This is a genomic window from Paenibacillus sp. JT31N17, from assembly GCF_056269255.1.
Genome location: NZ_JBWDNP010000022.1, coordinates 20,528 through 46,423 on the forward strand (window position 1 = coordinate 20,528; position 25,896 = coordinate 46,423).

General features: G+C 50.9%; 28 protein-coding genes, 1 tRNA gene and 1 riboswitch. Of the genes, 16 read left to right on the forward strand and 13 right to left on the reverse strand.

The window, feature by feature from the left end; all coding sequences use genetic code 11:
• Positions 1-171: 171 nt before the first annotated feature.
• A complete protein-coding gene (locus AC0YOB_RS35135) occupies positions 172-627 on the reverse strand; it encodes a hypothetical protein (RefSeq protein ID WP_475796742.1) in 456 nt (151 codons plus the stop codon).
• Positions 628-815: 188 nt separating this feature from the next.
• On the opposite strand from AC0YOB_RS35135, the gene AC0YOB_RS35140 reads away from it, so the two are divergent.
• Positions 816-892 (forward strand) — tRNA-Met (locus AC0YOB_RS35140).
• Between the two features lie 104 nt (positions 893-996).
• Here the strand turns inward: AC0YOB_RS35140 and AC0YOB_RS35145 are convergent.
• Positions 997-1,242 (reverse strand): hypothetical protein, encoded by a 246-nt coding sequence (locus tag AC0YOB_RS35145; RefSeq protein WP_475796743.1) that lies wholly within the window; start codon positions 1,240-1,242, stop codon positions 997-999.
• Between the two features lie 459 nt (positions 1,243-1,701).
• Between AC0YOB_RS35145 and AC0YOB_RS35150 the strand changes: the two genes are divergently transcribed.
• The gene (locus AC0YOB_RS35150; RefSeq protein WP_210046050.1) at positions 1,702-1,944 is read left to right on the forward strand and encodes a YolD-like family protein; all 243 of its coding nucleotides are present in this window, start codon (positions 1,702-1,704) and stop codon (positions 1,942-1,944) included.
• Between the two features lie 321 nt (positions 1,945-2,265).
• Here AC0YOB_RS35150 and AC0YOB_RS35155 read toward each other — a convergent pair whose 3' ends face one another.
• The 4 genes from AC0YOB_RS35155 to AC0YOB_RS35170 all read right to left on the reverse strand — a co-directional run bounded on the left by AC0YOB_RS35155 (position 2,266) and on the right by AC0YOB_RS35170 (position 5,305).
• Positions 2,266-3,498 carry a CynX/NimT family MFS transporter gene (locus AC0YOB_RS35155; protein WP_475796744.1) on the reverse strand — a complete coding sequence of 411 codons (1,233 nt, stop codon included), beginning with the start codon at positions 3,496-3,498 and terminating at the stop codon, positions 2,266-2,268.
• Positions 3,495-4,187 (reverse strand): FadR/GntR family transcriptional regulator, encoded by a 693-nt coding sequence (locus AC0YOB_RS35160; protein WP_475796745.1) that lies wholly within the window; start codon positions 4,185-4,187, stop codon positions 3,495-3,497. The genes AC0YOB_RS35155 and AC0YOB_RS35160 overlap by 4 nt, the downstream gene beginning before the upstream one ends.
• A 299-nt stretch (positions 4,188-4,486) precedes the next feature.
• On the reverse strand, positions 4,487-4,897 hold the full coding sequence (locus AC0YOB_RS35165; RefSeq protein WP_475790564.1) for an ImmA/IrrE family metallo-endopeptidase: 411 nt from the start codon (positions 4,895-4,897) through the stop codon (positions 4,487-4,489).
• 24 nt (positions 4,898-4,921) lie between these two features.
• Positions 4,922-5,305 carry a helix-turn-helix domain-containing protein gene (locus tag AC0YOB_RS35170; RefSeq protein WP_210046054.1) on the reverse strand — a complete coding sequence of 128 codons (384 nt, stop codon included), beginning with the start codon at positions 5,303-5,305 and terminating at the stop codon, positions 4,922-4,924.
• A 355-nt stretch (positions 5,306-5,660) separates the two neighbouring features.
• Here AC0YOB_RS35170 and AC0YOB_RS35175 point away from each other — a divergent pair, with 355 nt between their 5' ends.
• The 7 genes from AC0YOB_RS35175 to AC0YOB_RS35205 all read left to right on the forward strand — a co-directional run bounded on the left by AC0YOB_RS35175 (position 5,661) and on the right by AC0YOB_RS35205 (position 9,361).
• On the forward strand, positions 5,661-6,314 hold the full coding sequence (locus tag AC0YOB_RS35175; protein ID WP_475796746.1) for a DUF1492 domain-containing protein: 654 nt from the start codon (positions 5,661-5,663) through the stop codon (positions 6,312-6,314).
• A gap of 401 nt (positions 6,315-6,715) precedes the next feature.
• The gene (locus AC0YOB_RS35180; RefSeq protein ID WP_475796747.1) at positions 6,716-7,144 is read left to right on the forward strand and encodes a phage tail terminator family protein; all 429 of its coding nucleotides are present in this window, start codon (positions 6,716-6,718) and stop codon (positions 7,142-7,144) included.
• Positions 7,145-7,377: 233 nt separating this feature from the next.
• Entirely contained in the window at positions 7,378-7,659 is a 282-nt protein-coding gene (locus AC0YOB_RS35185) for a hypothetical protein (protein WP_210046070.1), read from the forward strand.
• Positions 7,660-7,664: 5 nt separating this feature from the next.
• On the forward strand, positions 7,665-7,850 hold the full coding sequence (locus AC0YOB_RS35190) for a hypothetical protein (protein ID WP_210046071.1): 186 nt from the start codon (positions 7,665-7,667) through the stop codon (positions 7,848-7,850).
• Positions 7,851-7,852: 2 nt separating this feature from the next.
• The gene (locus AC0YOB_RS35195) at positions 7,853-8,221 is read left to right on the forward strand and encodes a hypothetical protein (RefSeq protein WP_475796748.1); all 369 of its coding nucleotides are present in this window, start codon (positions 7,853-7,855) and stop codon (positions 8,219-8,221) included.
• 6 nt (positions 8,222-8,227) lie between these two features.
• Entirely contained in the window at positions 8,228-8,581 is a 354-nt protein-coding gene (locus AC0YOB_RS35200) for a phage holin (protein WP_475796749.1), read from the forward strand.
• A 6-nt stretch (positions 8,582-8,587) separates the two neighbouring features.
• Positions 8,588-9,361 carry a DUF1906 domain-containing protein gene (locus tag AC0YOB_RS35205; protein ID WP_475796750.1) on the forward strand — a complete coding sequence of 258 codons (774 nt, stop codon included), beginning with the start codon at positions 8,588-8,590 and terminating at the stop codon, positions 9,359-9,361.
• Between the two features lie 154 nt (positions 9,362-9,515).
• Here the strand turns inward: AC0YOB_RS35205 and AC0YOB_RS35210 are convergent, their stop codons facing one another.
• From AC0YOB_RS35210 to AC0YOB_RS35225, 4 genes are all read right to left on the reverse strand, one after another.
• Complete coding sequence (locus tag AC0YOB_RS35210; protein WP_475771047.1) at positions 9,516-9,689, reverse strand: hypothetical protein; 174 nt, start codon at positions 9,687-9,689, stop codon at positions 9,516-9,518.
• 219 nt (positions 9,690-9,908) lie between these two features.
• Positions 9,909-11,027 carry a Ger(x)C family spore germination protein gene (locus tag AC0YOB_RS35215; RefSeq protein WP_475796751.1) on the reverse strand — a complete coding sequence of 373 codons (1,119 nt, stop codon included), beginning with the start codon at positions 11,025-11,027 and terminating at the stop codon, positions 9,909-9,911.
• Positions 11,024-12,118, reverse strand: a complete 1,095-nt coding sequence (locus AC0YOB_RS35220; RefSeq protein ID WP_475796752.1) for a GerAB/ArcD/ProY family transporter — start codon at positions 12,116-12,118, stop codon at positions 11,024-11,026. The genes AC0YOB_RS35215 and AC0YOB_RS35220 overlap by 4 nt, the downstream gene beginning before the upstream one ends.
• A 9-nt stretch (positions 12,119-12,127) precedes the next feature.
• Positions 12,128-13,567 carry a spore germination protein gene (locus AC0YOB_RS35225; RefSeq protein ID WP_475796753.1) on the reverse strand — a complete coding sequence of 480 codons (1,440 nt, stop codon included), beginning with the start codon at positions 13,565-13,567 and terminating at the stop codon, positions 12,128-12,130.
• Between the two features lie 177 nt (positions 13,568-13,744).
• Here AC0YOB_RS35225 and AC0YOB_RS35230 point away from each other — a divergent pair, with 177 nt between their 5' ends.
• From AC0YOB_RS35230 to AC0YOB_RS35250, 5 genes are all read left to right on the forward strand, one after another.
• Positions 13,745-14,788 (forward strand): CobW family GTP-binding protein, encoded by a 1,044-nt coding sequence (locus AC0YOB_RS35230; protein ID WP_475796754.1) that lies wholly within the window; start codon positions 13,745-13,747, stop codon positions 14,786-14,788.
• A 116-nt stretch (positions 14,789-14,904) separates the two neighbouring features.
• Positions 14,905-15,429: a hypothetical protein gene (locus AC0YOB_RS35235; RefSeq protein WP_475796755.1), complete on the forward strand. Its 525-nt coding sequence runs from the start codon at positions 14,905-14,907 to the stop codon at positions 15,427-15,429.
• 311 nt (positions 15,430-15,740) lie between these two features.
• Positions 15,741-17,021 (forward strand): MFS transporter, encoded by a 1,281-nt coding sequence (locus AC0YOB_RS35240; RefSeq protein WP_475796756.1) that lies wholly within the window; start codon positions 15,741-15,743, stop codon positions 17,019-17,021.
• A 22-nt stretch (positions 17,022-17,043) separates the two neighbouring features.
• A complete protein-coding gene (locus AC0YOB_RS35245) occupies positions 17,044-17,964 on the forward strand; it encodes a polysaccharide deacetylase family protein (protein ID WP_475796757.1) in 921 nt (306 codons plus the stop codon).
• Between the two features lie 210 nt (positions 17,965-18,174).
• Positions 18,175-18,335: riboswitch (cyclic di-AMP (ydaO/yuaA leader) on the forward strand.
• Positions 18,336-18,469: 134 nt separating this feature from the next.
• A complete protein-coding gene (locus tag AC0YOB_RS35250; RefSeq protein WP_475796758.1) occupies positions 18,470-20,287 on the forward strand; it encodes an APC family permease in 1,818 nt (605 codons plus the stop codon).
• Between the two features lie 63 nt (positions 20,288-20,350).
• Here AC0YOB_RS35250 and AC0YOB_RS35255 read toward each other — a convergent pair whose 3' ends face one another.
• Both AC0YOB_RS35255 and AC0YOB_RS35260 read right to left on the reverse strand, forming a co-directional pair.
• Positions 20,351-20,914: a hypothetical protein gene (locus tag AC0YOB_RS35255; RefSeq protein ID WP_210046082.1), complete on the reverse strand. Its 564-nt coding sequence runs from the start codon at positions 20,912-20,914 to the stop codon at positions 20,351-20,353.
• A gap of 479 nt (positions 20,915-21,393) precedes the next feature.
• Positions 21,394-22,044 carry a M50 family metallopeptidase gene (locus AC0YOB_RS35260; RefSeq protein ID WP_475796759.1) on the reverse strand — a complete coding sequence of 217 codons (651 nt, stop codon included), beginning with the start codon at positions 22,042-22,044 and terminating at the stop codon, positions 21,394-21,396.
• 280 nt (positions 22,045-22,324) lie between these two features.
• Between AC0YOB_RS35260 and AC0YOB_RS35265 the strand changes: the two genes are divergently transcribed.
• The gene (locus AC0YOB_RS35265; protein ID WP_475796760.1) at positions 22,325-23,179 is read left to right on the forward strand and encodes an alpha/beta hydrolase family protein; all 855 of its coding nucleotides are present in this window, start codon (positions 22,325-22,327) and stop codon (positions 23,177-23,179) included.
• A gap of 140 nt (positions 23,180-23,319) precedes the next feature.
• On the opposite strand, the gene pepT is transcribed toward AC0YOB_RS35265, so the two are convergent.
• Complete coding sequence (gene pepT, locus AC0YOB_RS35270; RefSeq protein ID WP_475796761.1) at positions 23,320-24,552, reverse strand: peptidase T; 1,233 nt, start codon at positions 24,550-24,552, stop codon at positions 23,320-23,322.
• Between the two features lie 260 nt (positions 24,553-24,812).
• Here pepT and AC0YOB_RS35275 point away from each other — a divergent pair, with 260 nt between their 5' ends.
• Positions 24,813-25,880, forward strand: coding sequence for a LacI family DNA-binding transcriptional regulator (locus AC0YOB_RS35275; RefSeq protein ID WP_475796762.1), 1,068 nt, complete (start codon positions 24,813-24,815; stop codon positions 25,878-25,880).
• Positions 25,881-25,896: the final 16 nt, after the last annotated feature.

Here is a 25,896-nt window from a genome sequence, read left to right on the forward strand (position 1 = left end):
GAAGCTTCTATTGCATGTGCACTCATTACGGTGCTTCCATGAAGATGATGATTGGCGGATCAAGAATGTCGCAAAATGGCGAAAAACCGGTACTATGGTCAGGCAGCAAGCAATATGAGAAAGAAAATAGAGCGCCGCTGAAGGCGCTCTAACAGGAATATAGAGGGGAGCTTAGCCCCAATTGAATCCGGTGTTCATGCCAACTCCATGACCGGCAATATTCCCGCCAGCCTGGACGCCAACTCCATGAGTACCGAGATGACCGCCGGCCTGCACGCCTAATCCTTTATCGCCGCCAATGTGGCCGCCGGCATTAATGCCCAAGCCATATCCGCCGCCAAAATTGCCGGCTGCCTGCGGATCAAGGCTGCCATCCGGAGAGAGAGGGGCCCCATATCCGCTGCCAAGATGACCGCCAGCATGAATGCCGGCGCCGAATGGCCCAAGATGGCCATCCGCGTTAAAGCCGATCCCGTGTCCCCCTATTTGATTCCAAAAGGGTTCGCGCCCGGTAGGATATACCCAGGGATGATACGGGTATGGATGTACGGGGGGGTGTGCATAATAGGGCTGAAAATAAGGCTGTGGATATCGGAAATATGGATATGCATAAGGATTGATCGCCATTGTTCAACCTCCAATACTTTGATGACTTAGCCTATTCACAATGAACGGATCGTGATACCTGCCTGGTTCAAAATGGGCTGTGGCCTAAGCTGGTATGAGGAGTCGAAAAGAAATTGAAGATATCATTTGCTTATTCAGATGATATGGGTTATACTATGATCTCCCGGTAAAACCGGATGAAGCAATGACGCGGGGTGGAGCAGCCCGGTAGCTCGTCGGGCTCATAACCCGAAGGCCGCAGGTTCAAATCCTGCCCCCGCAACCAATTATTAATTGAATGGTCATAACATAATCCCCGTTCAGCTTCTAAGCTGAACGGGGATTTCTTCGTCATTGGATTAAACAATGGATAATCTGAAGCTCTGGCGGTTAGTCATACTCGACGCGGTCAATATGCGCCCAGTTCAGTGAGTCAATGGCAACGCCATCAACTACCGGCAGAATCCAATAAATATGGCAATCCTTTCCCTCATGGTCGACAGCATGCACAGAAAATTCATGATCGTTAGCCTGAAATCTGCCTTCTGTCAGCAGCCGTCCCGTTATATCAGGATCGGCCAGCAATTTGTACGTGTTGCCGTTGAACTCTACCGTTACAGATTTTATGTCGTCCATGATCATCTTCCTTCCGACCTCAAACCAGCCTGATGGACAGCCGGTTTCTTCGTCATGCTTAATGATGTCACAAATGGATGCGGAAAACAAAGGGTTTTCCGCAGTGCGGCTTCTTTGGATAGCGTTTCATTATTTATTCTTTATTAAAATAGTAGAAAGTATAAAATTTGGTCCATACCTTGCTTATCTTTCTGAGGGAAGAAACTAAATATACGCCGCCGGTGGACGGCGAAGCCGTTTCTTCTTGCTAATTATTATGGTAATGTTAAGGGTAGGAAATTTATAATGGCAGATCGTCAAGCAGAGCTTCGGTATACCGCCCGAGGCCAGCAACAGCAAGAAATCCAGGAATGACTAAACGACGTTGATGGGCTGCAAACCTTAGTCGGGGAAGCGGCCTGTTTCTTTTTTTATTGGAATCTGCAGAGCAAATACAGTGACAGAGAGGATTGGACAGGCATGGCTAAAGCGCCAAAAAGGCCAACAAGAGATGAGTTTCAGCTCGAAGAGCTCGGTGAGAGGCTGACAGAAGCCAAGCAGGAGGATTCGGAGCTGTTGTTGACGGTATGGGGTTGGGAGAACAAGGTCCAAGGCAGGATTGTTTTAATGGATGCCCGGACGAGGCTTGTACATATGGAGAATCTTGGTGAAATTACGAAGGTTCCTTTTTTGGACATTATGAATGTGGAGAACGCCAGCTGAATTATAATCCGGTCATATTCGTGAACGAAGCCATTCTCCCTTGTATGGAAATGGCTTCTTTGACTTATGGAAATTAAAAGTTTCACCAGTTTTGATTGCAATAGAAGGTCTGAGGGAAGAAACTGACTGTGTCGCCAAAGAACGGAGACATCCGTTCCTTCCTGCTATAAAAAAAGTGACCCGCATCATATGCGGGTCCAAGTCGTTCTATATTAATAAAGGGGGGTTGTTAGTTCTTATTATAGGCGGCTAATCTTAAAATCAGATGAAGGGGATATGACATTTAGATTAAGAAATATTTCAAGAGAGGGACAAGATGTATTAATTGATTTCCCCAATGTATTGATTTCTTGACGCCCCCATGCCAAATACGGCGATCAGGACACTGGCAGTGACCAGCATCAGCAGGGGAGATGTCCAACTGCCGAGCATATCATGAAGCATGCCGAACAGGACCGGGCCAATTGCAGCGAGCAAATACCCGACAGATTGCGCCATCCCGGACAGGCGGGCTGCTTCTTGGGCATGTCTGGTGCGCAGGCTGAAGAACATCATGGCCAGGCTGAAAGAGATGCCTCCGGCAATGCCCAGAATGACCGCCCAAAGCGGAACCAGGCTAATATTTCGAAAGAAAAGCCCGCCAAAACCGATCAGATATAATAAGGCGCATACGATCACAAGGGGCTGCTGGTTCTTCATCCGCCCGGCCAGAATCGGAACAATGAATGTGCAGGGAAGAAGAGCGAACTGCATAAGCGATAGCATCCAGCCTGCTGTACTTGAGCTCATTCCCCGCTCCACAAGGATTTCCGGCAGCCAGGTTAAGGTGATATAGAAAATAAGCGACTGCAGCCCCATGAATAAGGTTACCTTCCAGGCGAGCGGAGACCGCCATATATTCCCCTGCGGAATGGCGGCACCGGATGCTGCAGGAGATGAAGTCCGGCGGCTGTGCAGCTGAGGCAGCCAGATTAGGATGGCAATCAAGGCAAGAATCCCCCAGAAGCCAAGCACTCCTCTCCAGCCCAGCCAAATATGACTGGCCAAGGGGACGCTGATCCCGGTTGCAATCGCCCCGCATAAGTTCATCGAGACCGAATATATTCCCGTCATCATCCCGATTTTATGCGAATATTCCCGTTTGATCAGACTTGGCAGCAGGACATTGCAAACCGCGATGGCAAGCCCGATCAGAATAGTACCTCCGAACAAGGCGCCAAGTCCATTGGTGGCCGATCTCAAAGCTGTGCCCAGAACAAGCGCAAACAGAGCATACAGGAGCACCCGTTCCATCCCGTAACGACGGGCCAGCGCAGGAGCAAATGGCGATAATAAAGCAAAGGCAAGCAGAGGTAACGTTGTAATGCTGCCGGCAAGGGTGCTGGAGATTCCCAAGGAATCGCGGATTGATCCGATCAGCGGACCAACAGAGGTTAGAGGCGCCCGCATATTTACGGCTATAAAAATAAAACCGAGGATCAATAGACTTCCTTGCGTGCGGCTGGCAGATTCCAATTGCGATGGATGCAGCCTTAGTTCATTGCCTGTGCTCATGGTGATTCCTCCACTCGGCTCTCCAGATCAATTCGGGACTGCTTGATATATAATTGCACCGCTTCGACTGCCTTATCGGCATCCCCGGCTATAATGGCTTCAACCAGCTGCCGATGAAATTCTTCGTGCAAATTCCGGCTCCGCAGCTCAACCAAATAGGTAATGGATTGCTTCAAAGCCCCGTTGATATGGCTGTACAACTCCATCAGTACGTCATTATGGGCTGCTGCTAAGATCGCTTGGTGCAGCAGAATATCCGCAGAGATATAGGCATTCTGGTCCTGGTTCCGAACAGCTCTCTGACAGGCATCCAGATGGGAGCTGATGGTTTTAATATCCATCTCGTTACGGCGGGTGGCTGCAAGGTATGCCGCTTCTCTCTCCAGCGCATGCCGAACCTCCAGCGTTTGCAGCAGATCGGATCGAAGGACCCGCCGCTGAATGAGTGAGCCCAAGGCGCTGGAGGAGCTGACATAGGTTCCGTCACCCTGCCGCGTCTTGAGCAGCCCGGCATGAATCAGCGCACGGATTGCCTCTCTTAATGTATTTCGGCTAACCTGAAGCTGCGCCATTAATTCCGGTTCAGCCGGTATGCGGGTGCCTACAGGCCAATCTCCGGATTCAATTATGGCTTCTATTTGACGGGCTACCTGCTCGACAAGGGTTAGTCGGGTTGGTTGTTGGAGCATCTTTATACCTCCATTCTTAAACGTAGGATGTTTGGTTGTTTATAAATTATCATATCTATCGGCGGATGTAAATCGAGAGTTTCTGGAATGCAGCGCTGTCGATGCCGGTTGTTATGCAGCAGACCGGGAAATCCGGCAAATAAAAACACGCGCAATGGCTCGGCATTCGCGCGTGTGTTAATATCGGAAAATTTTAAGTTTCATGCATTATTGGAGAGGTAAGAAAAAAATTGAGCGCCGCCGTCGAAGTAGCCAGCCAATCCCTTATGCAAAGTAAAAAGAGATCGAGCCTGCCGCTGTTAGTAGAAAAAGCTTTGCATCTCTTCAGGGATGCCGTTGCGCTTCAGCAGCTTCTCAATCGTTTCTCCTTTGACAGGCGGGCTGCCGGCTGTCAGCAGCCGGACGGCAAACTTATTGGCCTGCCGTTCGTATTTTCCGACATTATAGAAGGATTGCTCGTCCAGCAGGAATCGGCTAAGTCCGGGATGGAGACGGTCATGAGCCAGCTCGTGGGCACAGACGAAGCGCTGCCAGTTGTCGTCGAGCTGATCGTTAATGACAATAAAGCGCCTGCGCAGCTTCTTGTAATACAGGCCGCGGGTGCCTTCCGCAAGCTCCAGAAACCGGATATGAATTCCAAGCCCACGCGCAATCTCAAAAGGATCGTTGGTCTGAAACCGGCGGATGAGTTTGGTTATGATTTCATTCATGGCATCACCTTTTATCGTTAGCGGTTATTTCTTCTTCCTCTTGTTCATCTGCTTCGCTTCCCAGAACAACCCGGTCAGTACGTCCATGACGCGCTGCTTCCCGACATCGCTGATCGGCACGCCGTCGAACATGACGACCTCGTCTTCCTCGAGCATCTTCTTGAAATCGCGCTTGTCTCTGGAGGTTGCCCACTCGGGAAGAGGGGTGTGTGATTCAAAGCCTAGCAGAAAATCGGGATTTACGCCATAGAAATTAGCCAATTGATTGAGCATCGCAACACGGGGCTTGGCGATATTATTCTCCCAGGCATTGTAACGGGCCCTCTTGATTCCGAGCTTCGCGGCGACATCGGCCTGCGTTAAGCCCTTTTCCTCCCGAAGGCGAATCAGCATTGCTCCCATACTCATATTTATGACCTCCAACAATATTTCCAAATCGCTTGACGGATAAAATAATTATCTTTTATAATAATCTTACCGATCGAGGATCCGGTCCTGATTTGCTACTTAATGATAAAATAATTATCTTGTTCAATAGTATAGATAATTTTATTTTCGATGTCAACCGGATTTTCTTCTTTTCGAAATGAGCGATTTCACAGGGTTTTAGCGATTGTTCCGAATTCTTTGCGACTCCTCAGTTGACGATACCTGAAGATTGATTTTCTTGATGAAGGAAAGTTCCTTTATCAAGAAATAGCTCATCAATGCTGTCTACAATGATAATTTAATTATCAATTAAAGGAGAAGGAGAGATCAGAATATGACAGAATTTCACTACGGGCAGACAGCTCTTGAGCAGCTGCGCTCCTACAAGCGATTGACTGCCCGGATCAAGGTGCTGGAGAAGCAGCCGGTAGGCAACGGGATCTATATCAGTTCATTTCGTCAGGATGATCAGCTTCAGGAGCTTCACCGTCAGCTGCGCGGGCTTCCTTCCTATATGTATTTGAACAAACGGGAGCAGAAGCTGGAAACGACAGCCCATGCCTACCTTCCCCGATACAGGACGGGAACGCACAGTCAGCTGAGGGAGGTTAGCGATCTCAGTCCTGCAGACGAGGAAGACGAGAAGCTGCTGCGGGAGCTGAAGGGCAAGATTGAGAAGGTCATTGAAGCCAGGTCGGGCGCCCGCGGCGGTTACGATGAAGTGATTGAGCGAATCAGCGAGCTGCAGAGGATCGAGCAGGAGAAGAAGCAGATCGAGTGGGCGATCGAGGTGCTGGGTGAGTATAAACCTGAATATGGGCAGCTGCTGCGGCTGGAATTCATGGAGGATATGCACGCATCGGCGATTATGGACGAGCTGGGAGTTTCCCGTTCGACGCTTTACAGTTGGAGGCGCAAATCCATTGAGGAGTACGGCGCGATCACAGGAGCAGGAGGTTCGCCGGACCATCCGCAAGCTGGGAAATGAGTATTCAGAACCCTTGATCACCGCTTGCGAAAAACGGAATCGGGCAAAAGCAAAAAGACGGACAGTCGCGGACTGTTCGTCTTTTTTCATCCCTTTCGGAGGCAAAGGCTGGACAAAATCTGGACATATATGAGAACATTTGTTCGTAAAATCGTGTTATTATGATAACATGAACAAATGAAGCAAACGAGGCAAGGGCAAGCGGGGAGCCAGTAAACAAGCGGGATTATTCGCCGAAAGGGCCCTGTCGGATGGCGTTAAACTAGGCGGAAGAAGCAAGCATCAGCCATGAAGGGGGACAGGAGGATGATCGGCCGGGACGAGACACACAAACAGCAGTCGGGCAGCAAAGGAGTGAGCGTCAAAGCCAAGGAATCGGGCGGAAGGAAGGAGAATAAGGGATGATTCTGGTTACGATCAACCGGATTTATGAAGGTCTTCTCGCGAATCTCGAAAGTTGGTTTCCGGACATAGAGATTTACGGGGAAGAGAATGAAGACGAGCAGCAGCCGTGCTTTATCGTAAAGCTGGCGAAGGTCGTACAGACCCAAGAGCTGAACAACCGGTACCGGCGGGTACATACCTTCGTTATTGGTTATAAGGCTGTGGGCCAAACACCTGAGATGGTGAGGGAGATAGCCGAGAGCTTGTATGAGCATCTGGCGCTTATCGGCATTGATGGGGCCCATTATCACGGCACGAATATGAAACATGAAACGATAGAGAATATGCTGCATTTTTCAGTCGACTATGCCTTTCCGGTCATTCAGGAGAAGCCGGTTGAACCGCTTATGCAGAGCATGCAGATTAAGGAGGGGAGCAAGTCATGAACGGAAATAAGACCAATGTTCCGCCTGCGGCATTGACCTTTTCGAAAGGCCTCCCCTCGCTCCGTCTAGGGGTGAACCCGGTACCGTGATCACGATTGAAGTCGGCGAGGACAAAGGGTAAGCTCGGATATTCAAATGGACAGCTTTTCGTTACCTAAGAAAAAGTCTAATAGACCATTTAAGCCCCACTGACGTGAGGCTGTTTTTTTATATTTATAGAGGAGGTCACCAGGATGGATCCGGAACAATTGACATCCATTGAAAAGCTTGCGCAGCTGGCGGAAAAGTATGGCCTTTCACTTATTCTGGCTATTGTCCTGCTCATTGTGGTGCTCTATATCGTCCGGATGCTTATCCGTGGTGACTTGGTGCCACGCAGTTTGCTGGACAGGGCGGAAGAGGACCGGGACCGGCTGCAGGAGATTTTAGACAAGGAACGCGAAGGTGTGATGGCGCCGATGATCGAGTGGTTCAAAAATATCAAGAAGGACACCCCTGATAACAGGGGAGGATGACAAGCATGCCTCTAAAATGGTTGGAATGGTTTCTCCCCCGATTTCGGGACAAACGGGATGATCTCAACAACGCCTCCATCAGCGTATCGTTATCCATTCATCGTTACCGTCATTTATCGCAGGAGCTGCAGGACATCGTCAAAAACAACAATTTCGCCAAATATCTTGTTTATGAGAAGGAGGGGGAATGATCATGTCTCTACTCATTGATTGGACCCTATTCCTGCTGTATGCCTTCTCGACCATTTCAGCCTCATTCATTCTGATTTCGCAAATCCCTTATTTCAAGGAGCGGATCAAATCGGGCATTGTCAGTGCGTTTCTGCTGGCGATGCTCTTTTTTCTATCAGCCTACACCCTCTCCATGGGGATTACGCTTTGGATTTCTCTATCGGAACTGCTGGGGTTCATCAGCTTGAAATTGGAGAAAATCCAACGGCTGGCATGGCTGACAGCTCAGTCGGCGGCGGCTTTGGGGTTATTTCTTCTGTCCATACAAACCTATAAGAAACGCTATGACGCTTTTGTTTACTTCAAAAAGAAACCCAAATCGAAAGGATGATCAATCATGACGCAGCTGCAGCCCTATTTGATAATGATTGTACAGGCGCTTGTTGGCCTCCTCGCTGCCTTCCTGCTCGGATGTATCGCAAGATTGCACAAGAAGGTCTCAATCTGGCTGGATATCCACACCACATCCGGGCAGCGGGACATGCTGGACAAGCTGGCGAAGGAAGCGGCAGCACTTGCCGAAGCCACCTATATTGAGAGCGGCGGCCCGCAGAAGCTGGAAGCGGCCTTTGCTTATGTCGCCAATCACATAACGAGGCTTGGAATCGAGGTCTCCGCCGAGACGATCCGTGCCGCTATTGAGAAGGCCGTACTGGACTTCAATAAACCGCCTACCCCTGAAAGCAGGTGAACACTAATGGCAAAAGGATTGGACTGCGCCATCCCCTTAACCGCTTCGAATGCGAAGGTGCTTGCCGGTGCTGGCTTCTTGTTCGCTGCACGTTATCTCGTTCCGGAGCGGCTCTCCTGGAAACGGCTCAACCGCCCCGAGGCAGAGGCGATCACAGCGGTGGGGATGCAGATCGTCTCTATTTATGAAACAAGCGCGAATCGTCCGGCTGGAGGCGAAGCTCATGGCACGACTGATGGTCTGGCAGCCTTGAGAGAAGCCGTGCTGATCGGGCAGTCCCCGGGCAGCGCGATTTATTTTGCAGTCGATTATGATGCAGGCCCGCAGGAGTACGAAGCCATTGCCCAATATTTAAGTGCCGCGGCAGCTCAATTAGCGGGTTACCGCACCGGTGTCTACGGTTCTTACGCTGTTATTGAGGAGATGGCCAGGCGCAAAGTCTGTTCGCATTTCTGGCAGACCTATGCCTGGAGCAGAGGGAAGCTGAGCCGGCATGCGAACATCCATCAGTACCAGAACGATACCAATGTCGCAGGCGTTAAGCTTGATCTCAATGAATCCTTCGGCAATGAAGGCTGGTGGAGCACGAAGGCTGCCGGGCAACCTGCCCTGCCTCCAGTCCCCCAAGAGGGCAGCATGAAAATGAACACCAGGGACGCAGATACGCTCATCCGGTTATTGGCCAGCATCTACGAGATGACCACAGATAAACAAGCCCGCACCGAAATTCACCGCCTGACGGATGAAGTGCGCAAAGCATCTGGCATCGCAATCCGGTGAACACCTACTCCTCCCTCCTGACCAAGGCACTCTCTTCAACCCAAAAAGACGCTTCAAACATGTTGAACATGCCTGAAGCGTCTCTTCTTCTACTATTTTCACCCCAGGCACTATTGCCATTTCTTTTACGAATTCATCCTGCTTTGCTGTCCCGTCATTCCAGACGAAAATCATCCGTTTTCTCTCCGTCTTCCCATATTTCCACGAATAGGGCATCGCAGTTCTCAAAATCCCCGGGCTTCAGGGACAATGCCTTTTCCTCGTCCGTACCTGCATAAACATTTTCCATTCCGTCTTCATTAAACGAAAGAATGATATAAATTTTCACTTCATTAACCCTCCTGCATGGATATTTTAGCAGTATAACATAGAAGAGGGCAGGAGAGGCAAGCCTCTATTTCTCCGGTGAAACGCTGCAGTTTTGGGGGGGGGCATGAGGTCTATGACGCATAATGAGGAGGGAACCGGATCGCCGGATGGGATTTCAAATGACAGGCGGCAGACTGGAGCAGGAGTGGGACAGATGAAGCATACCCGCAGTGCAGCATCACTGCTGCACCTTTCCGATATCCTTGATTTTCACATCTGCGACGACCTTAATATTCGCCTGGGAAAAAAAAGCATGCCAGTCGGTACGCTCCCACTGGGCATAGCTCATCTCATTTCGCGCATATTGACCGATTCCCAGGGAATCCGCGCTTAACTGCTGCATCATCTTAATGATCCGGGTTCCTTCCTTTTCCAGATACGCCCTCATCATCGCCTCCATTTTTTTCTGAATCTCCGCTTCCTGAAGCTTCATAGTGCCGGTATATTCCAGCAGCGAGCCGCGCAGCTTCATATGAACGACCACATTCAGGTCGGAGCCGCTTTTAATAGGCTGGTTGTGGGTGATCGTTATTTTTCGTTTGCTGGACATAAAGCTCATGATGACAATATCGCTCTCTTGCCCATCCTCCGAAGGAACCGGAATCGCCAGCTCTCCTGAATGGACGCGGCCCATCATAGAGGCAATCAGCAGCGAGTCCCGGGGTTCAACCTTTCCCACATACCGGTCTTCCCGAAACAGCGCCAAGCCATCAAGTTTAATACTTTCCTTCGATGCCTTTAGGATCGGAGCGACAGGGTCAATCCCCTTGTCCATGAAATCTCTTGTGAAGGTATACAGATTGGACGAAGGGATTTCATTCGCACGGCTGCCGGAGCGAATCAGAGTTTCAATATATTCCCCTGTCGAAGGATACTGGGAGAAGTCGCTTTCCAGTAAATTGTTGGCATTGCCCTCAACGACGACCACACTTACTGTATTGCCGATGGACGGATCGCGGACAAGGCTGTCCACATGATGCCATAACCCGATTGATGACAATTTCTCGCCAAATAGAGCAGTCCGAATCTGTCCGCTGACTACCTGCCGGTTATTCTCCCGGGTGAAGATGAGCCGGGCTTCCTTGCTCGACCTTGCAGTTGTCGACAGCAGGATTCGGTTACGATGAGGCTGAGCCTGAGGTATGCTGATCGTGATTCGCAGCAAATTGCCGCTGCCATCCGAATTAGCCGTATCGTAAGCAAGGGTGCGCGCAAAACCCATTTGCTCAATAATTTTTTCGTCCCTGCAGCCTGTCAGGAAGAAGCAGAGAGTCAGGCATAAAATGGTTTTTTTCATGGCACTGATCCCTCTCTGCGGAATAAGCTTTGCCAGGCTAACAGCAGCAGTAAAGCCAGAGGGGCTGTGAATGATAACGCAATCTCGACATAATAAGCCAGCATCAGCAGCCGTTCAGATTCCCGGGCGATGCGGGGGATGCATCCGAATCCGAAGGACAATACGGTTATTGCCAGCTCCAGAATGCCGGCTTTGGCTGCGGGGAATATTTGTTTCAAACTCATCAAGGCGGCCCATGTGAACATGACGAGTGAGATCAGATTGGCGAACAGGAATATGGTATAGATCAGGTTTTCCACTCTGTTAATAAAGGGAAGCTCAATAAAGGATAACAGATTAATGACGGGATACATCAGGATCTTCAGCTGCTCGAAGCTGAAGAAGCCGAAGCAGGTGAAAATCAGCAGCAGAACCGTGAACAAATGAATGAAATGACCGGCATAAACTCCTTTGATCAAGCCGCTTTTCTTGTTGGTGAACGGAAAAAGCAGCAGGGCCAGCTCAAATCCGACAAAAATGGTATATACCTCAATCCAACCGACCCAACCATGCCCTCCGGTTGTTCCTTGAAAAAAATACTTCGTAAAACGGACGACCTGCCAGTGGGGAATATAATAAAAGATAAAAAAAATCAAAACGATAGTGAAAAAGAAAAAAATCGTACTCACTTTCCCGATATTATAAATGCCCTTGGTCAGCAAGTAGAACATCAGAAGAACGATTACCCCATACAGCAGCATCGGGTTCGTTGTGGGGAAGGATAGCATTTGAAAGATCAGAACATATTTTTTGCAGATAAAGCTCCCGAGCGCTGTCCAGAACAAGGCAAGCAGAATATAGACCGGATACAGCACGAAGCGGGGAAGCGTATGCCCGGCAATCTCGAACACGGAGCGTCCCCTGCCTATTCGGTAGACAAGCTGGATCAACATGATATTAACGGCGGCTGCAAATGAAAGCAGTATAACACCGAGCCACCCGTTGGTTCCGATGTTTTCCGCAACAAGCCTGGGCATGCTGAACATGGTTACATCAAGCTCGATCATGTAGATTAATAGGGCAATGTGAAATGTACTCAGCTTTTCATTCAAGGCAAGGCACTACTTTCGCATTTTATTTTTGATCTTATTGGATGTCTGCGCCTGGGAAGGACGGCTGCGCAGAGCATAGAAGGGGCCCCGTATAAAGGTATCCAGCCAGTCCTTCTTGGCGATCGGAGCTAGAGGAGTCAAATAAGAGGTTCCCAAATTCGTGATGCCGCTCAGATGGATGACGATAAAGCAAATTCCTGCAGCCAGCCCGAAATTGCCCAATAGCCCGGCAAGCAAAATCAGACCGAAGCGGATAAGCCGGATGGAGGCGCTCATAATGTAGCTCGGAATAACGAAAGATGCGATTGCGGAAGAAGCGACGGCAATGATCAGGATATTGCTGGTGAAGCCTGCCTGGACGGCGGCCTGGCCGATCACAATACCGCCGACGATGCCGATCGTTTGGCCGATTTTGGTTGGCAGTCTGGCGCCTGCTTCACGAAGCAGCTCAATTGTAATCTCCATCAGAAGCGCTTCATAGAGCGGCGGGAAAGGAACGCGGCTGCGCGATTCCGTCAAATTAAGCAGCATCGTATGAGGAACCATTTCATAATGGAACGTCGTTATCGAGACATAGAGGGCCGTAAAGCCGATGGTGACGACAAAACCGATAATCCGCAGCAGCCGCAGAGCGGTCCCCAGTTGCCATCTCTGGTAATAATCGTCCGGCGAAGTGAAAAATTCAAAGAATGAAGTCGGACAGCTGAATGCCGAGGGCGAGCCGTCTACCAGACATATAACCCTTCCTGCTGTGAGCTTGGAGCAGATGGCATCCGGCCGTTCAGTCGTCAGAAATTGCGGGAAGACGGAATTCGGATTGTCGTCGATCATCTGCACAAGCATATTGGTATCGAATACGGCATCGATTTCAATGCCACGGATACGTTCTATGAGTTTGTTTATCAGCTCGTCATTGGCGATGCCTTCAATATAAGCGACAATGACTTGTGTTTTTGTAACTTCCCCCACTTGGAGCGAAATGGTTTTCAGCTGCGCACTGTGGATCCGTCTGCGGATAACGGTCAGATTATCCGTAATATTTTCCACAAATCCGTCATGCGGACCGGCAATTACCGTTTCGGTCTCGGACTGCTCAATCGATCTTCCGAATGAATTCAACAGATCGATCAAATAGACTTTTTCCCGGAAGAAGACCGCCGCTTGTCCGGCCAGAATGCCGTTGACGCAGGTGTGATGATCCTGAGCAGCCACGAAAAGAGAATGCTCCTGCGTCAGAATCGCAGCTATTTGTTCATTGCCGGCAGCACTGGTAAGAGGGGCGACGAGGTCATGATGAAGCCTGTCCATATTCACAAGATTGGAGAAGTAAACGATATGCAGCTCCGGCTTGCCCGGAAACATGCGGTGATAGATATCCATACAGTTATGCAATTCCTGAAGCGTCCTGTCCAGTGAAGGCTTGTCATTGTTGTTGGAAGCAGCGCTCATGGTTGACCCCCTTGGAAGGAAGTGGGTAATGCAACCTCATTTTCCCCTCAACGTCCGTCAATTATTCTTACAGACATTCATGCTTGCCGACTAGCGAATTTATTGAGCGGCCATCTGTTATATACGTAACAATTACGATATAATTCTTTTTAGACAAGTGAGGAAGGATGAACGGCTATGACAATGAACGGGCATCACCATGAGCAAAACAAGATTCCGATCCATCTGATCTCCGGCTTTCTCGGCAGCGGCAAGACAACGCTGTTGAATCGGGTGATCGATTACTATAAAGCAGCTGATATTAAAGCAGCTATTGTTATGAACGAGCTTGGGGACGTGAACCTCGACGGTCAGTTCATTGACGATGATGTGCCCATGGCGGAGATGCTCGGGGGCTGCATCTGCTGTACGATCAGAGGCGATCTGGGTCTTGAGCTGAAGCAGTTGATTGAGGAGCATCAGCCCGATGTGGTGCTGATCGAATCGACGGGGGCAGCCAATCCAATGGAAATCATCGACGCGGTGACGGAAGCGGCTTTGTTCATTCGGGTCGATTTGCAGACAATTGCGACTGTCGTCGACGGGCCTGAACTGCTGGTACGCAGCCGGCGGGGCGGCAGAACCTACAAGCTGATGCAGGATCAGATCCGCTGCGCGACCGATTTGATCGTGAACAAGGCCGACAAGCTGAATCCCGAAGAGCTGATTGAGGTCCAGCAGCTCATCCGCGAGCTTAACGGCTACGCGCCGCTGACCATGACGGTACGCTGCATGACCGAGCTGAACATGTTTGATCTGTCGCCCAAGGACCACACGGATGCGGAGTACAGGCAGCTGCACGGGAAGCATGTCTGCGGGGCAAACTGCAGGCTTGAAGGGCATGATCATGAAGGTGGGCAGCATTCCCATTCGCATGATGACGAGTCCCAAGAGGCTCACGCATCACACGCGCATGTGATGTCCTTCACCCATTATTTTGCGGGACCGGTCGACAGCCACTCCTTTGAAGAGCTTATCTCAAGGCTTCCGCAGGAGGTGTACCGGGCCAAGGGTATTGTTACCTTCTCGGACACGAACAGCCGCTTCTTATTTCAATATGCGTACCGGGAGCTGGAATTTACGCGGATTACGCCGCAGGGCAAAGTGAATGATGTGGCTGTATTTATCGGGGAGCATTTCTCTAGGAGCTTGCTTGAGCAGGAGCTCGCACAGCTGCAGTGAGGAAGAAGCTTGGGTCCATGCCCTGATCTTTGGAAAAAGTTGACTATGGCTCTGTAAAGTTGGACAAACTATCCAGGTGATAGACAACCCAACTTCATAAGGAGCTGACAGAAACGATGATAGCGTGGAACAGCAAATGGATCGCAACAGCAGCGGCCGGCATGATTCTGGCGGCGGCTCTGCCGTCATTCGCCCAGGCTGCGGACTTGACGCCGCCGCTCAGCACTTCCTCTTCTCAGGAGCAAAACGGGAAAAGCGAGCAGTGGAGCAACAACGGTCATGATCACCGGAAATACAGCGAGAGTGACCGCGAGAAGCACCGGATGAGGAGGCTGACCGAAGCCGCCCGGTATTTTGGTATTGAGACCGCAGGCAAGGATGCCGATCAGCTGCGCGAGGAGCTCAAAGCTGCCCGCAAGGCGGACGAAGCCAAGTGGAAACGGTTTGAGACGGAACAGAAGGCGAAGCATCTGGCGAAGCTGCAGGCTTTTGCCAAGAAGCTTGGCATTGACACGGAAGGCAAGGATGCCAGGCAGCTCCGCCAGGAAATCCGCGAGCGCTGCAAGGATAAACGCGGCAAGCAGGAGCACGGCACTAGTTCGGCAGCTCCTGAACCTAACAAGCTTAAGACAGCCGAGTAGGTAACAGTATGAAGCGCCTGGAGCAATCCGGGCGCTTTTATTTACCATATATAAGGTTCAAGCCTGTATATGTCTATATGGTCTTAGGGGAGAGACAAGCTGCGCTGCCAAAAGGACGGCGACAGCCGTTTCTTCCTGGTGGCTGAATGGGGTTCTGGTGCAATCCGGCCTCATCCCGCTTCGTTTTTACCTTCATGCCTGTCACGTAATCTCAGCTGTTCAGAAGGAATACCAAACCCGCTAGGAGAATGAATATAACAGAAGTTTCCAGAATGGAAATTCATATATTGATAACAGGGGCAGGTTTTGGGATGAACAGAAAATGGCTTAATTCTCCTTTTACGTATGCGCTTGGCATGTTTGCTTTGATGATACCAAGCCAGGCTTTCAATTCCTTTTACAGCTATTATTATGTTGAGAAGCTGGGTCTTGGAGTGGGGCTTGCTACGCTGGCCCGTACCATCTACTTAATATGGGATGCGGTAAATCAGCCGATAGCCGGCTATCTGTCGGATCGCACCAGAACGCGTTTCGGCCGGCGCAAGCCCTGGATTTATTCGGCCATTCCTTTTTTTATGGCTTCTTTTGTCATGGTTTTCGCCGTGCCGCAGGGATTGGGGAATATGAATCTCTTCCTTTGGTTCCTCGTTTCGCTTATTCTCTATGAAGGGGTTGCTACGATTCTCTGGGTGAATTACGGCGCTCTCTTCCCGGAGCTGTTCCGGGGCAGCCGATTGCGGGCCAAGGCTTCGGCAATCCAGCAGGGCTTTCAGATTGTGGCAATCCTTATCGGCTCGGCGCTTACGCCTCTCGTATTCGATGCCTTCGGCTTTGGCTATATGGCGCTTATCTATGCCGTGGTGTTCGGGATATTCATGCTTTTGTGCGTGATGAGCGTGCAGGAAGGGAATACGGATGTTTCCGAGCCCAGGCTTGGTTTGATCGAATCCTTCCGCGAGACGTTGAAGAACAAGGAGTTCTGGATATTCAACATTGCCAATTCGTTCGCCCAGACGGTGAACGGGCTGCTCAGCTCGATGATCCCTTTTTACGCCAAATATACGCTCCGCATTCCTGAATCCCAGGTTTCCCTGCTGTTGGCATCGATATTTGTATCGGTTATTCCACTTGTGGTCGTCTGGTACCGGATCGTTAACAAGCTTGGTTCCCATAACGGCTGGCGGGTTTCTCTCGCTGTATATGCCTTGTCCGTCATACCGCTGTGGTTCGGGCAGGGACTTGCCAGCGGAATTGTATTCGGGATTATAGTCGGCTTCGGACTGGCAGGGTTTCTGGTTACTCCGCCTGTGCTGAACAGCCGTATCATCGATCTGGATACAGCCAGAACCGGCCAGCGCAGGGAAGGCGTGTATACGGCCGTCAGCGGATTCATCACCCGCTCCAGCGGTCTGATCTCGGCCTTGGCGTTCTGGACCATCGGCATGCTCTTTGGCTATGTAAGCGGCGACGAACCCGGACCGAATCCTGATTTGACCTTTCGCGTCCTGGTCTGCGTTGTCCCCTTTTGTTTACTGAGCGTTTCCTTGATTCTCTCGTTTTTTCTGAAGCCATTTCCGGAAAGTCAGGATTAAAAAAGTGTTGGAGGTGCGGCAGATGGAGAAATATTTAATTTTGAATGCTGATGATTTTGGGCAGAGCGAGGCCGCCAATCAAGCTATTATGCATTTGCTGGAGGAGCGGAAGGTATCATCGGCAACGATTATGCCGCCTGCCTCGGCCTTTGAGCAGGCGGCAGCGTGGTGCCGTAAGCAGAAGGCAGCGAACATCGGGCTGCATCTGACGCTAACAAGCGAGATTGCCGCTTTGCCCTGGAAAAGCCTGACCGGCGATCCGTCGCTGGAGGGCCCGGACGGGCGCATGCACGCCACCATCGAAGCCTTCGAGCGGCAGTCCGATCCGAAGGCGGTTGTACGGGAAATGCAGGCACAATTCCAGGCGGTGAAGCAGGCGGGTCTGACGGTCTCCCATGCGGATAATCATATGGGAAGTCTCTATGGCCTGGCGACAGGCAGAAGCTATCTGCCGCAGGTGCTGTGGCAGTGCTCCCGGCGCGGTCTGCCATTCCGTCTGTTCCGCTGGATCGATCCCCGGGACAAGTTTCTGGCCTCTATTCCGGGAGCGGAGCAGGCGCTGCGCAAGGTGGTCCATCTTGCGGATACGCTCGGCGTGCCGATACCGGATTATCTGCTGAGCCATACGTATGGCGTGGAAGAAGGAGAAACCTATGAGAGCTTCAAGCAGATGATGCTGTCAAAGCTCTACGATCTTCCCGAGGGAATCTGCGAGACTTATATTCATCCGGCAGCCGGGGACGAGCATATGAGCGCCCTTGTTCCATCCTGGGAGAAGCGGGTATGGGAATACAAGCTGATGCAGGGTGATGATTTCGCTTATGCGCTGCGGGATGCCAAGGTTGCCCTGGCGACTTATGATGATGTGCGGAAGTACAGAAAAAAGCCAAGGCTCAAATCCGCGGCTGTGCTGTTGAGATCGCTTATGGCCAGACAAAAATAACGGGCAGGAAACATAATAGGTCATAAATGAAGATATCCTGCGAAAAAGGTTGATAGGAAGAGGATAGGATCTATGTAAGCGTTTATATCGCTATATAGGGTAATGAGCTTAAATATTTTCCAGTTTCCGTTGCTGTACAAGAAATAAGTGAAGGAGTAATATTCAGTAAGTGAAGCGGCAAGTCGTGGAAAAGAGTTTCAATTTCATAGAAATCCTTAATCGCTGAGTTCTGAAACAGAAACGGGGGAACCATGGAGGCAGATGCAGTTGATCTGGTCTCAGGGGTGAATCACCTGGCGCAAGCCAAGGTGTAGGGCGACTCTCGCGCCCGAATCCGGCAGCTAACCTCGTAAGCGTACGGAAGAGGAATTATCGCGTTTTAACCATGTTCTCTTGTGGATAAAGCCGCGGAAAGCTCCTAACTTTCTGCGGCTTTTTTTATGCTTGAAATTAGTGATAGGATCATTTGCTTCACAACAAAATGCAGCTAAAAGGGGAAGTCACAGTGGTAGGCAGATTCAAACGGTTATTAATCGGACGTCCAATGAAAAGCGCGGAAATTGAAGGGGAAAAGCTGAGCAAACTTAAAGCGCTTGCGGTATTGTCCTCGGATGCGCTCTCTTCAGTCGCTTACGGGACGGAGCAAATTCTGATCGTTCTGATGGCTGCGGGCTTCGCGGCGGTATGGTATTCCATCCCCATCTCGCTTGCTGTGCTGGGTCTTCTCCTGATTCTGATTTTGTCATACAGGCAAACGATCTTCGCTTATCCCGCCGGAGGCGGGGCTTATGTAGTAGCCAAGGACAATCTGGGCGTCCGCACCGGACTGCTGGCCGGAGGCTCGCTGCTTGTCGATTACATTCTTACTGTCGCCGTCAGCACATCCGCCGGGACTGATGCCATTACATCGGCTTTTCCGTCTCTGCATGATCATCGCGTACTGATTGCGCTCATCATGATTTTGTTTTTGACTATTATCAGCCTGCGCGGAATTACGGAATCCGCATCCGTGCTTGCCATGCCCGTTTATTTGTTTGTCTTCGCGATTTTCGCCCTCATTATTTCGGGAATTATCAAGTACGCGCTCGGAGGCGTTGATGCGCATCCTCCGGAAATCGGCGCCGCTGTATCGAATATCAGTCTCTTCCTGCTTCTGAAGGCCTTCAGCTCCGGCTGTTCCGCGCTCACCGGCGTGGAGGCGGTATCCAATGCCATACCGAACTTCAAGCAGCCGGCCAATCGCAATGCCGCCGCCACACTGATCATGATGGGCGCCATTCTGGGCGCCATGTTTGTGGGAATCAGCCTTCTCGCCTACTGGTACGGCATTACGCCGAATCCGAAGGAAACCGTGGTCTCCCAGATCGCCGATTCCACCTTTGGCAGAGGCGTGATTTATTATATCATCCAGGGTGTCACTGCCCTGATTCTGTTTCTGGCAGCCAATACAGCCTACTCGGCCTTTCCTCTTCTGGCGTTCATGCTGGCCAAAGATAAATATATGCCGAATGTGTTTATGGTGCGCGGCGACCGTCTCGGCTTTTCCAATGGCATTATTATTTTGGGCATCTTGTCAGCTTTGCTCGTAGTGCTTTTCCATGGCGATACCGAGAGCCTGATTCCCCTGTATGCGGTAGGCGTCTTTATTCCCTTTACGTTATCCCAGCTGGGGATGATGGTGAGGTGGATTAAGCTGAAGCCAGCCAACTGGATCATAAAATTAGTCATCAATACAATTGGCATGCTCACCACTCTGGTCATTACGCTGATTTTTATCTTCACCAAGTTCGGGCATGTCTGGATGGTCTTTCTATTCCTGCCTGTTGTGATCTGGATCTTCCTGAGCATCAACAAGCATTACCGCAATACGGCGGATCAATTGCGGATCAACATGGAAGCGGACAAACCGGTTATTAAAGGAAGCACCATCGTGGTTCCGGTAGCGGGCATAACGCGCGTTGTCATGCAGTCGCTGAGCTATGCCAAGTCGCTGACGGAGAATGTGGTCGCCGTTTATGTGGGATTTGATGATGAAGATATTGAACGGATGGAGAAAAAATGGGAGGAATGGAATCCCGGCGTCCGTCTTATCGTGCTCCGGTCCAGCTATCGCAGCGTGATCAGGCCGCTCATGAAATTCATTGATACGGTCGAGTGGAAAAGCGCGGAAACCGATCATATTACCATTCTCATTCCCCAGTTCATAACCAGGCACTGGTGGCAGTATATTCTTCACAACCAGACAGGCTTGATGCTGCATGCTTATTTGTTCGCCCAGAAGGACGTAGTTATCACGACAGTCCCCTATCATCTGAATCGGTAGGCTAACCTGCCAAGCGCATTTGTTTTGGAATATCGATGCAGTTAATAGAATAAAGCTCAAGCATCAGGCGGTCTTCATCTCTTGCTTAGCAGTAGATTGGCGCTGGATATAGCGCTCCAGCTCGCCCTGAAATTCCAGCTGCAGAGCTGCCGAATTTTCCAGATCGCCGGGAGTGACCAGCGAGGCCGGCTTGTCGGCAATCGGAAGTCCGCTATGCTCGAACACCTTGGCGACAAACTGGGTGCAGAAGTAAGCATTCTCGCGCTGGAACTCCATATTCAGCATAACGCCGAACAGGCCGATCAGATTGTATTTGTAGTTTTCCTTGTTGGCTTCGATGGCTTGGATATAGGCCTGCATCCGTTCATAAGCGGAGCGGCTGATCGTACAGCTGTAGACGGCACAGACCGCTTTGCCGAACAGCTTGCCCTTCATATCCTCTTTGACGAATCCGCCGGATAGCGGATTAAGCGGCTGCTTGCGGCCAAAGCTGTATACATCCTTCAAGTCGGAGTCAAATGCGATGGAAGCGTGATTGCGGGGCGCCTTCGTGACGAATTTAATCATTCTTGTAAAAAGTGTTCCGGTGTCCGTCATCAGGACATAAATCGTTTTCTGATCATTCATAATCCATTTTCCCCCGTACCCATATATGTTTCATTTCTGTTATCTTAAGAGTACGGGAGAACGCCATATGACGAAACATGCTCGAGGTTGGTTTCTATACTGGACCTGCGGCGGGGATGTTAATAATTGGATGTCCCGTTCAGGCGCTTACTGGAGGTTGAACCGGGTCAATTGTGACAGCGGGTAAAGGGCAGCAGCTGAGAACGGTATCCGTGGATGTTGATCATATTGATATTTTCGACTTGAATCGTCAATCGGTGGCGTAATGAAACAAGAGTAGGCCAACCGCATAAACGAAACGCATGCTTCTTGTGTTTTCTGATCGCTTTTCTTGGGATGAAACCCGCCTCAGCCGCCAAATTGGCGGCCTTTTTCCGTTTTCCTACACTTATTGATTGATCGCGTTTCGTATGGCGTACATTTATTTAAGTTCAGAGGGAGAAGCGCCGCCAAAAGGACGGCGAAGCCGTTTCTTCTTATCAAACCGTCTTCTGTCCGAAGCCGCGCTTGAACAAAAGCCCTGTCGACCCTTTGGCGCAGAGCAGCGAGAAGGCCATAAACAGGAGCGCCCAGACGATTGTCGGGATAAATGTTACGCTGCCGAGGCTGGCTGCATCCCCGGCAGTTCCCCATGCCATAAAAGCGTTTGACAGAATGGTGAAAGGGCTGATGATGGATTCCACCAGCACAATGAAGGCGATGAGCAAATAATAGCCATGGCGCAGCCATGCCGGGGCTATCGCGGCGATGACGAAAGTTGCGGCGGCAAAGACGGCGCACCACGCCATCCCGTAGCCATTGCGGACAAACAGCGTCAAGCCGATAACGGCAAGCGCCGCGGCAATGTTCAGACCGGTCCGCTCTTTGCGGCTGGCATACAGCCGAAATAAGAATAGGGCGAAAAGGGCGGAGCCCATGTAGCCGGCAAGGGCGATTGGAATCGCCACCCACGTATCCGCATAGGAGGAGAAGGTAACGCCGCCGCCATTGGAGAACAAATGAATCGATCTCACCTTGCCTGACAGCACCAGCGTGACCAGAGCGTGAGACAGCTCGTGGACCAGCGTATCCACATTGCGGAAGTAAGCGGAGAACGGAATAAAGCGTGTAAGAAATATCGTAATAAGCATGAAGATTCCCATTTGCAGCCAGGCTTTAATAATGATCCCCCTCTTTCTTTGTATTTACGAGTATAGCCGTTACTGCGCGATGTTTTTATACTAACCTGTACGGTTCTATTTCGCAAAAGGATTCCAATATCAAGTAATTCCGCCAAACCCCGGCGCTGGATGCGAAAGCGGCAACCGGCATTATTTTGCCTGGAGGCATAATTTGGTAGATAATAGAGGGGCATGGGCTTTGATATGAGATTCTATTCTGCAGAATGACAGGAAGGGAGCCGGGGAGCGAATGGGTGATCTGAGCAAGCAGTCGTTTTCCTATTCATTAGGTGAGAATTTATATTTGCGCGGCGATGTGAGAGTGATTGAGGATGGTCGGAGGAAGCCGGTCATCATTGCCGTTCATGGGTTCAAGGGGTTCAAGGATTGGGGCTTCTTCCCGTATCTGTGCGAACAATTGGCAGGGAGGGGATACGCGGTCATCTCCTTCAATTTCTCCTGCAACGGAGTAGGGGAGACGGATTTCGACGAACTGGACAAGTACCCGCTGAACACTTACTCCAGAGAGCAATCCGACCTGAAAGCGCTGCTCGACTATCTGATGAACGGCAAGCTGCCCTTCACCCAGGACTGCGATCTTTCGCGGATCAGTCTGATTGGACACAGCAGAGGCGGAGGCAACAGCATTATTTATGCCGCGCAGGATCGACGGGTCGCGGCAGTTGTTACCTGGAACGGCGTTGCCAAGGCGGATTTGTTCGATGCGGCATTTCGTTCAGAGGTTATGGAGCGGGGTATAGGCTATGTGATCAATGCGAGGACGAAGCAGGAGATGCCGGTCAGCGCTGATTTTTTTCACGATCTGGATGCCAACCGGGAGCGCTTTGATATTCCTTCAGTATTGGCTGGACTCCCGATTCCCGTACTGGTGCTGCAGGGAGATCAGGATGCGGCGCGGCTGCTCACTGGTTTCAGGAAGCTTCAGACAGCCGCGCCTAATCAGCACTATGCCACCGTTGCAGGCGGGACGCATACCTTCGGAGCAGTCCATCCGTTTGCCGGAACGACAGAGGAGCTGGAGCAGGCCATAGCCATAACCGATCATTTTCTTGCCCGGCATCTGCCGGGTGTACGGTCCGAATAATCGGCAGTGCCGCCTGTAAAATAAAGCCGTGAACCTTCAACACCAGTTGAAATTCACGGCTTTTATTTGTTGTCGGTACTGCCTGCGCGCTGCCGAAGAAGGTTCATATCGGTCAACGTTTGCTCCATAGTGGATTTTATTTACGCCTGCTGCTCGAACTTGCTGATTATCGAGGTAATCACCTGAACGGACTTCACCATATTATCCACGGAGATGTATTCATACTTGCTGTGAAAATTTTCGCCGCCGGTAAAAATATTCGGTGTGGGCAGTCCCATGTAAGACAGCTGGGAACCGTCAGTCCCGCCGCGGATCGGTTTGATAATTGGTTCGATATCAAGACCAAGCATAGCCTGGCGGGCGATTTCCACGATCTCCATGACCGGCTCGATCTTGGTTCTCATATTGTAATACTGGTCCTTCAGAGTGAGGGCGATGCTGTCATCCCCGTATATTTCGCGAAGCTCGTTCACGATGTTGATCAGGTTTGTTTTTCTGGCTTCGAACCCGGCGGAGTCGAAGTCGCGGATAATGTAATGAAGCTTTGTCTGCTCGACGCTGCCGCTGATGGAGATCAGATGGTAGAAGCCTTCATAGCCTTCCGTGTATTCCGGCGCTTCCTCCTCCGGAAGCCGGTTTTGAACCGCCATGGCGATTTTGGCGGAGTTGACCATTTTTCCTTTGGCCGTCCCGGGATGAACATTGGTTCCTTTGCAAATAAGGGTGGCTGCGGCGGCGTTGAAGCTTTCGTATTCCAGCTCACCCAGCGGGCCTCCATCCACCGTATAGGCATATTGGGCACCGAAGGCAGCCACATCGAACCGGTGCGGGCCTCTGCCGATCTCCTCATCGGGCGTGAAGGCTACCCGGACGCGTCCATGCTTGATCTCGGGATGCCCGATCAGATAGGCCATCGCCGTCATGATTTCGGTAATGCCCGCCTTGTTGTCCGCGCCAAGCAGCGTCGTTCCATCTGTTGTAATCAGGGTGTGTCCCTTATAAGTGCTGATTTCCGGAAAATCCCTGGTGGTCAGAATGACAGGACCGGCTTCATTCAGTACAATATCGCCGCCTTGATAGGATTCAATGACCTGAGGTTTGACATTCGTTCCCGTAAAGTCCGTGGCTGTGTCCACGTGTGCAAGAAATCCGATGGTCGGTACCTGCTTATCGGTATTGGCAGGCAGTGTTGCCATGACATAACCGTTATCATCGATGGTGACCTCGCTCATGCCGATCCGTTTAAGCTCGGCGACCAGCTGGTTGGCTAATATGAGCTGCCCCGGCGTCGAAGGGCATGTCTCACTGGCGTCGTTCGATTGCGTGTCGACTATGGCGTAAGAGATAAAACGGTCGATTATTTCCTTTTTCACGGTTCTCAAATCCCTTCATCCATCGATATTGTTAAAGATTGTTAAAGACATAACGTATATTTGCTTCCATTATATACTGCCTGGGAGCGTTTTGAAAAATTCCTTAATTGCAAGCCGACTTGAGCGCGACGTATCTTACATATAATGTAAGGTATAAGAGGGCCCTGGTCATGAAAAATGAGCTAACAAATAAAGTGTGTTATCATGGATTGAAGATTGTTAGCTACCTATTTTATATGCGACGGGGTTGAGTGTTGATTATGACCAAAAAAATCACCATGCAGGATATAGCCGATCATGTGGGCGTTTCCAAATTCGCCGTCTCGAAGGCCTTGTCGGGCAAGAGCGGCATCAAGCCGGAGACAAGAGACAGAATCGTTCAGGCGGCTGCCCAGCTGGGTTACCGCTTCATTACGAAGGAAGAGCCGGCAGCGGAGGAGCAGCCCAAGGCGGCTGCATTCGGGGAGACGGACCACCGGCAGGTCATCGTGCTGGTTCCGAACGTACGGTACCAGACCAGGCATTCCTATTATTGGGGACGCATTATTGAAGGCGTCCAGCTGGAGCTGGAGGAGCGCGGCATCGGCATGATTCTGGTAACCGAGCATATACGAAGCCAGTTCGCCAATATGATCAATCCGAGGGGGGTCATGGGCATTATCGGGGTCGGGGTCGTATCGTACCAGATTCTGCTGGAAATCCGCAATCTCGGGATTCCATTCGTGCTCATCGACCACGAGGACCCTTTGATTCCGTCGGATGTGCTGTCCATGAACAATTTCGAATGGATGCGCAGAATTACGCATTATCTGGTCGGAATGGGCCACCGCAATCTGCAGTTTGTGGGCAATCTCCGCTATTCCCGAAGCTTCTACGACCGCTGGTTCGGCTACCGCTCCATGACGGAGGAGCATGGACTTGGGGTCAACCAGCATGAGGGGCTGCTGACCATCAGGGGGGATAACCGCTCGGAGATGACCGAGGCGCTGGAGACGATCCTCCAGGAGCTTTCGCGTGAATCCAGGATGCCGACTGCTTTTGCCTGCGCCAATGATTCTATCGCCATGTGCGTCATGACCATTCTGGCGCGGATGAATATCCGCGTGCCCGATGAGGTATCGGTGACCGGCTTTGACGATATCAAGGATGCGGCATTATCCAGCCCTACGCTGACCACGGTGCATGTGCATAAGCGGGGTATGGGCGTTCGCGCTGTAGAGGCGCTTCTGCGCCGGCTGGAGCATCCGAACAGTCCGAAGGAGAAGATTCTGTTGACCGGGGAACTTGTCGTGCGGCAATCGACTGGGCCCAGAACGGCCAAAGCTTGATATTCATTAAGACAGG

Excerpts from the sequence above, each read along its gene's own strand:
- AC0YOB_RS35135 (WP_475796742.1), bottom strand. The coding sequence starts at position 627 with ATGGCGATCAATCCTTATGCATATCCATATTTCCGATATCCACAGCCT.
- AC0YOB_RS35145 (WP_475796743.1), bottom strand. The coding sequence starts at position 1,242 with ATGGACGACATAAAATCTGTAACGGTAGAGTTCAACGGCAACACGTAC.
- AC0YOB_RS35150 (WP_210046050.1), top strand. The coding sequence starts at position 1,702 with ATGGCTAAAGCGCCAAAAAGGCCAACAAGAGATGAGTTTCAGCTCGAA.
- AC0YOB_RS35155 (WP_475796744.1), bottom strand. The coding sequence starts at position 3,498 with ATGAGCACAGGCAATGAACTAAGGCTGCATCCATCGCAATTGGAATCT.
- AC0YOB_RS35160 (WP_475796745.1), bottom strand. The coding sequence starts at position 4,187 with ATGCTCCAACAACCAACCCGACTAACCCTTGTCGAGCAGGTAGCCCGT.
- AC0YOB_RS35165 (WP_475790564.1), bottom strand. The coding sequence starts at position 4,897 with ATGAATGAAATCATAACCAAACTCATCCGCCGGTTTCAGACCAACGAT.
- AC0YOB_RS35170 (WP_210046054.1), bottom strand. The coding sequence starts at position 5,305 with ATGAGTATGGGAGCAATGCTGATTCGCCTTCGGGAGGAAAAGGGCTTA.
- AC0YOB_RS35175 (WP_475796746.1), top strand. The coding sequence starts at position 5,661 with ATGACAGAATTTCACTACGGGCAGACAGCTCTTGAGCAGCTGCGCTCC.
- AC0YOB_RS35180 (WP_475796747.1), top strand. The coding sequence starts at position 6,716 with ATGATTCTGGTTACGATCAACCGGATTTATGAAGGTCTTCTCGCGAAT.
- AC0YOB_RS35185 (WP_210046070.1), top strand. The coding sequence starts at position 7,378 with ATGGATCCGGAACAATTGACATCCATTGAAAAGCTTGCGCAGCTGGCG.
- AC0YOB_RS35190 (WP_210046071.1), top strand. The coding sequence starts at position 7,665 with ATGCCTCTAAAATGGTTGGAATGGTTTCTCCCCCGATTTCGGGACAAA.
- AC0YOB_RS35195 (WP_475796748.1), top strand. The coding sequence starts at position 7,853 with ATGTCTCTACTCATTGATTGGACCCTATTCCTGCTGTATGCCTTCTCG.
- AC0YOB_RS35200 (WP_475796749.1), top strand. The coding sequence starts at position 8,228 with ATGACGCAGCTGCAGCCCTATTTGATAATGATTGTACAGGCGCTTGTT.
- AC0YOB_RS35205 (WP_475796750.1), top strand. The coding sequence starts at position 8,588 with ATGGCAAAAGGATTGGACTGCGCCATCCCCTTAACCGCTTCGAATGCG.
- AC0YOB_RS35215 (WP_475796751.1), bottom strand. The coding sequence starts at position 11,027 with ATGAAAAAAACCATTTTATGCCTGACTCTCTGCTTCTTCCTGACAGGC.
- AC0YOB_RS35225 (WP_475796753.1), bottom strand. The coding sequence starts at position 13,567 with ATGAGCGCTGCTTCCAACAACAATGACAAGCCTTCACTGGACAGGACG.
- AC0YOB_RS35230 (WP_475796754.1), top strand. The coding sequence starts at position 13,745 with ATGACAATGAACGGGCATCACCATGAGCAAAACAAGATTCCGATCCAT.
- AC0YOB_RS35235 (WP_475796755.1), top strand. The coding sequence starts at position 14,905 with ATGATAGCGTGGAACAGCAAATGGATCGCAACAGCAGCGGCCGGCATG.
- AC0YOB_RS35240 (WP_475796756.1), top strand. The coding sequence starts at position 15,741 with ATGAACAGAAAATGGCTTAATTCTCCTTTTACGTATGCGCTTGGCATG.
- AC0YOB_RS35245 (WP_475796757.1), top strand. The coding sequence starts at position 17,044 with ATGGAGAAATATTTAATTTTGAATGCTGATGATTTTGGGCAGAGCGAG.
- AC0YOB_RS35255 (WP_210046082.1), bottom strand. The coding sequence starts at position 20,914 with ATGAATGATCAGAAAACGATTTATGTCCTGATGACGGACACCGGAACA.
- AC0YOB_RS35260 (WP_475796759.1), bottom strand. The coding sequence starts at position 22,044 with ATGCTTATTACGATATTTCTTACACGCTTTATTCCGTTCTCCGCTTAC.
- AC0YOB_RS35265 (WP_475796760.1), top strand. The coding sequence starts at position 22,325 with ATGGGTGATCTGAGCAAGCAGTCGTTTTCCTATTCATTAGGTGAGAAT.
- AC0YOB_RS35275 (WP_475796762.1), top strand. The coding sequence starts at position 24,813 with ATGACCAAAAAAATCACCATGCAGGATATAGCCGATCATGTGGGCGTT.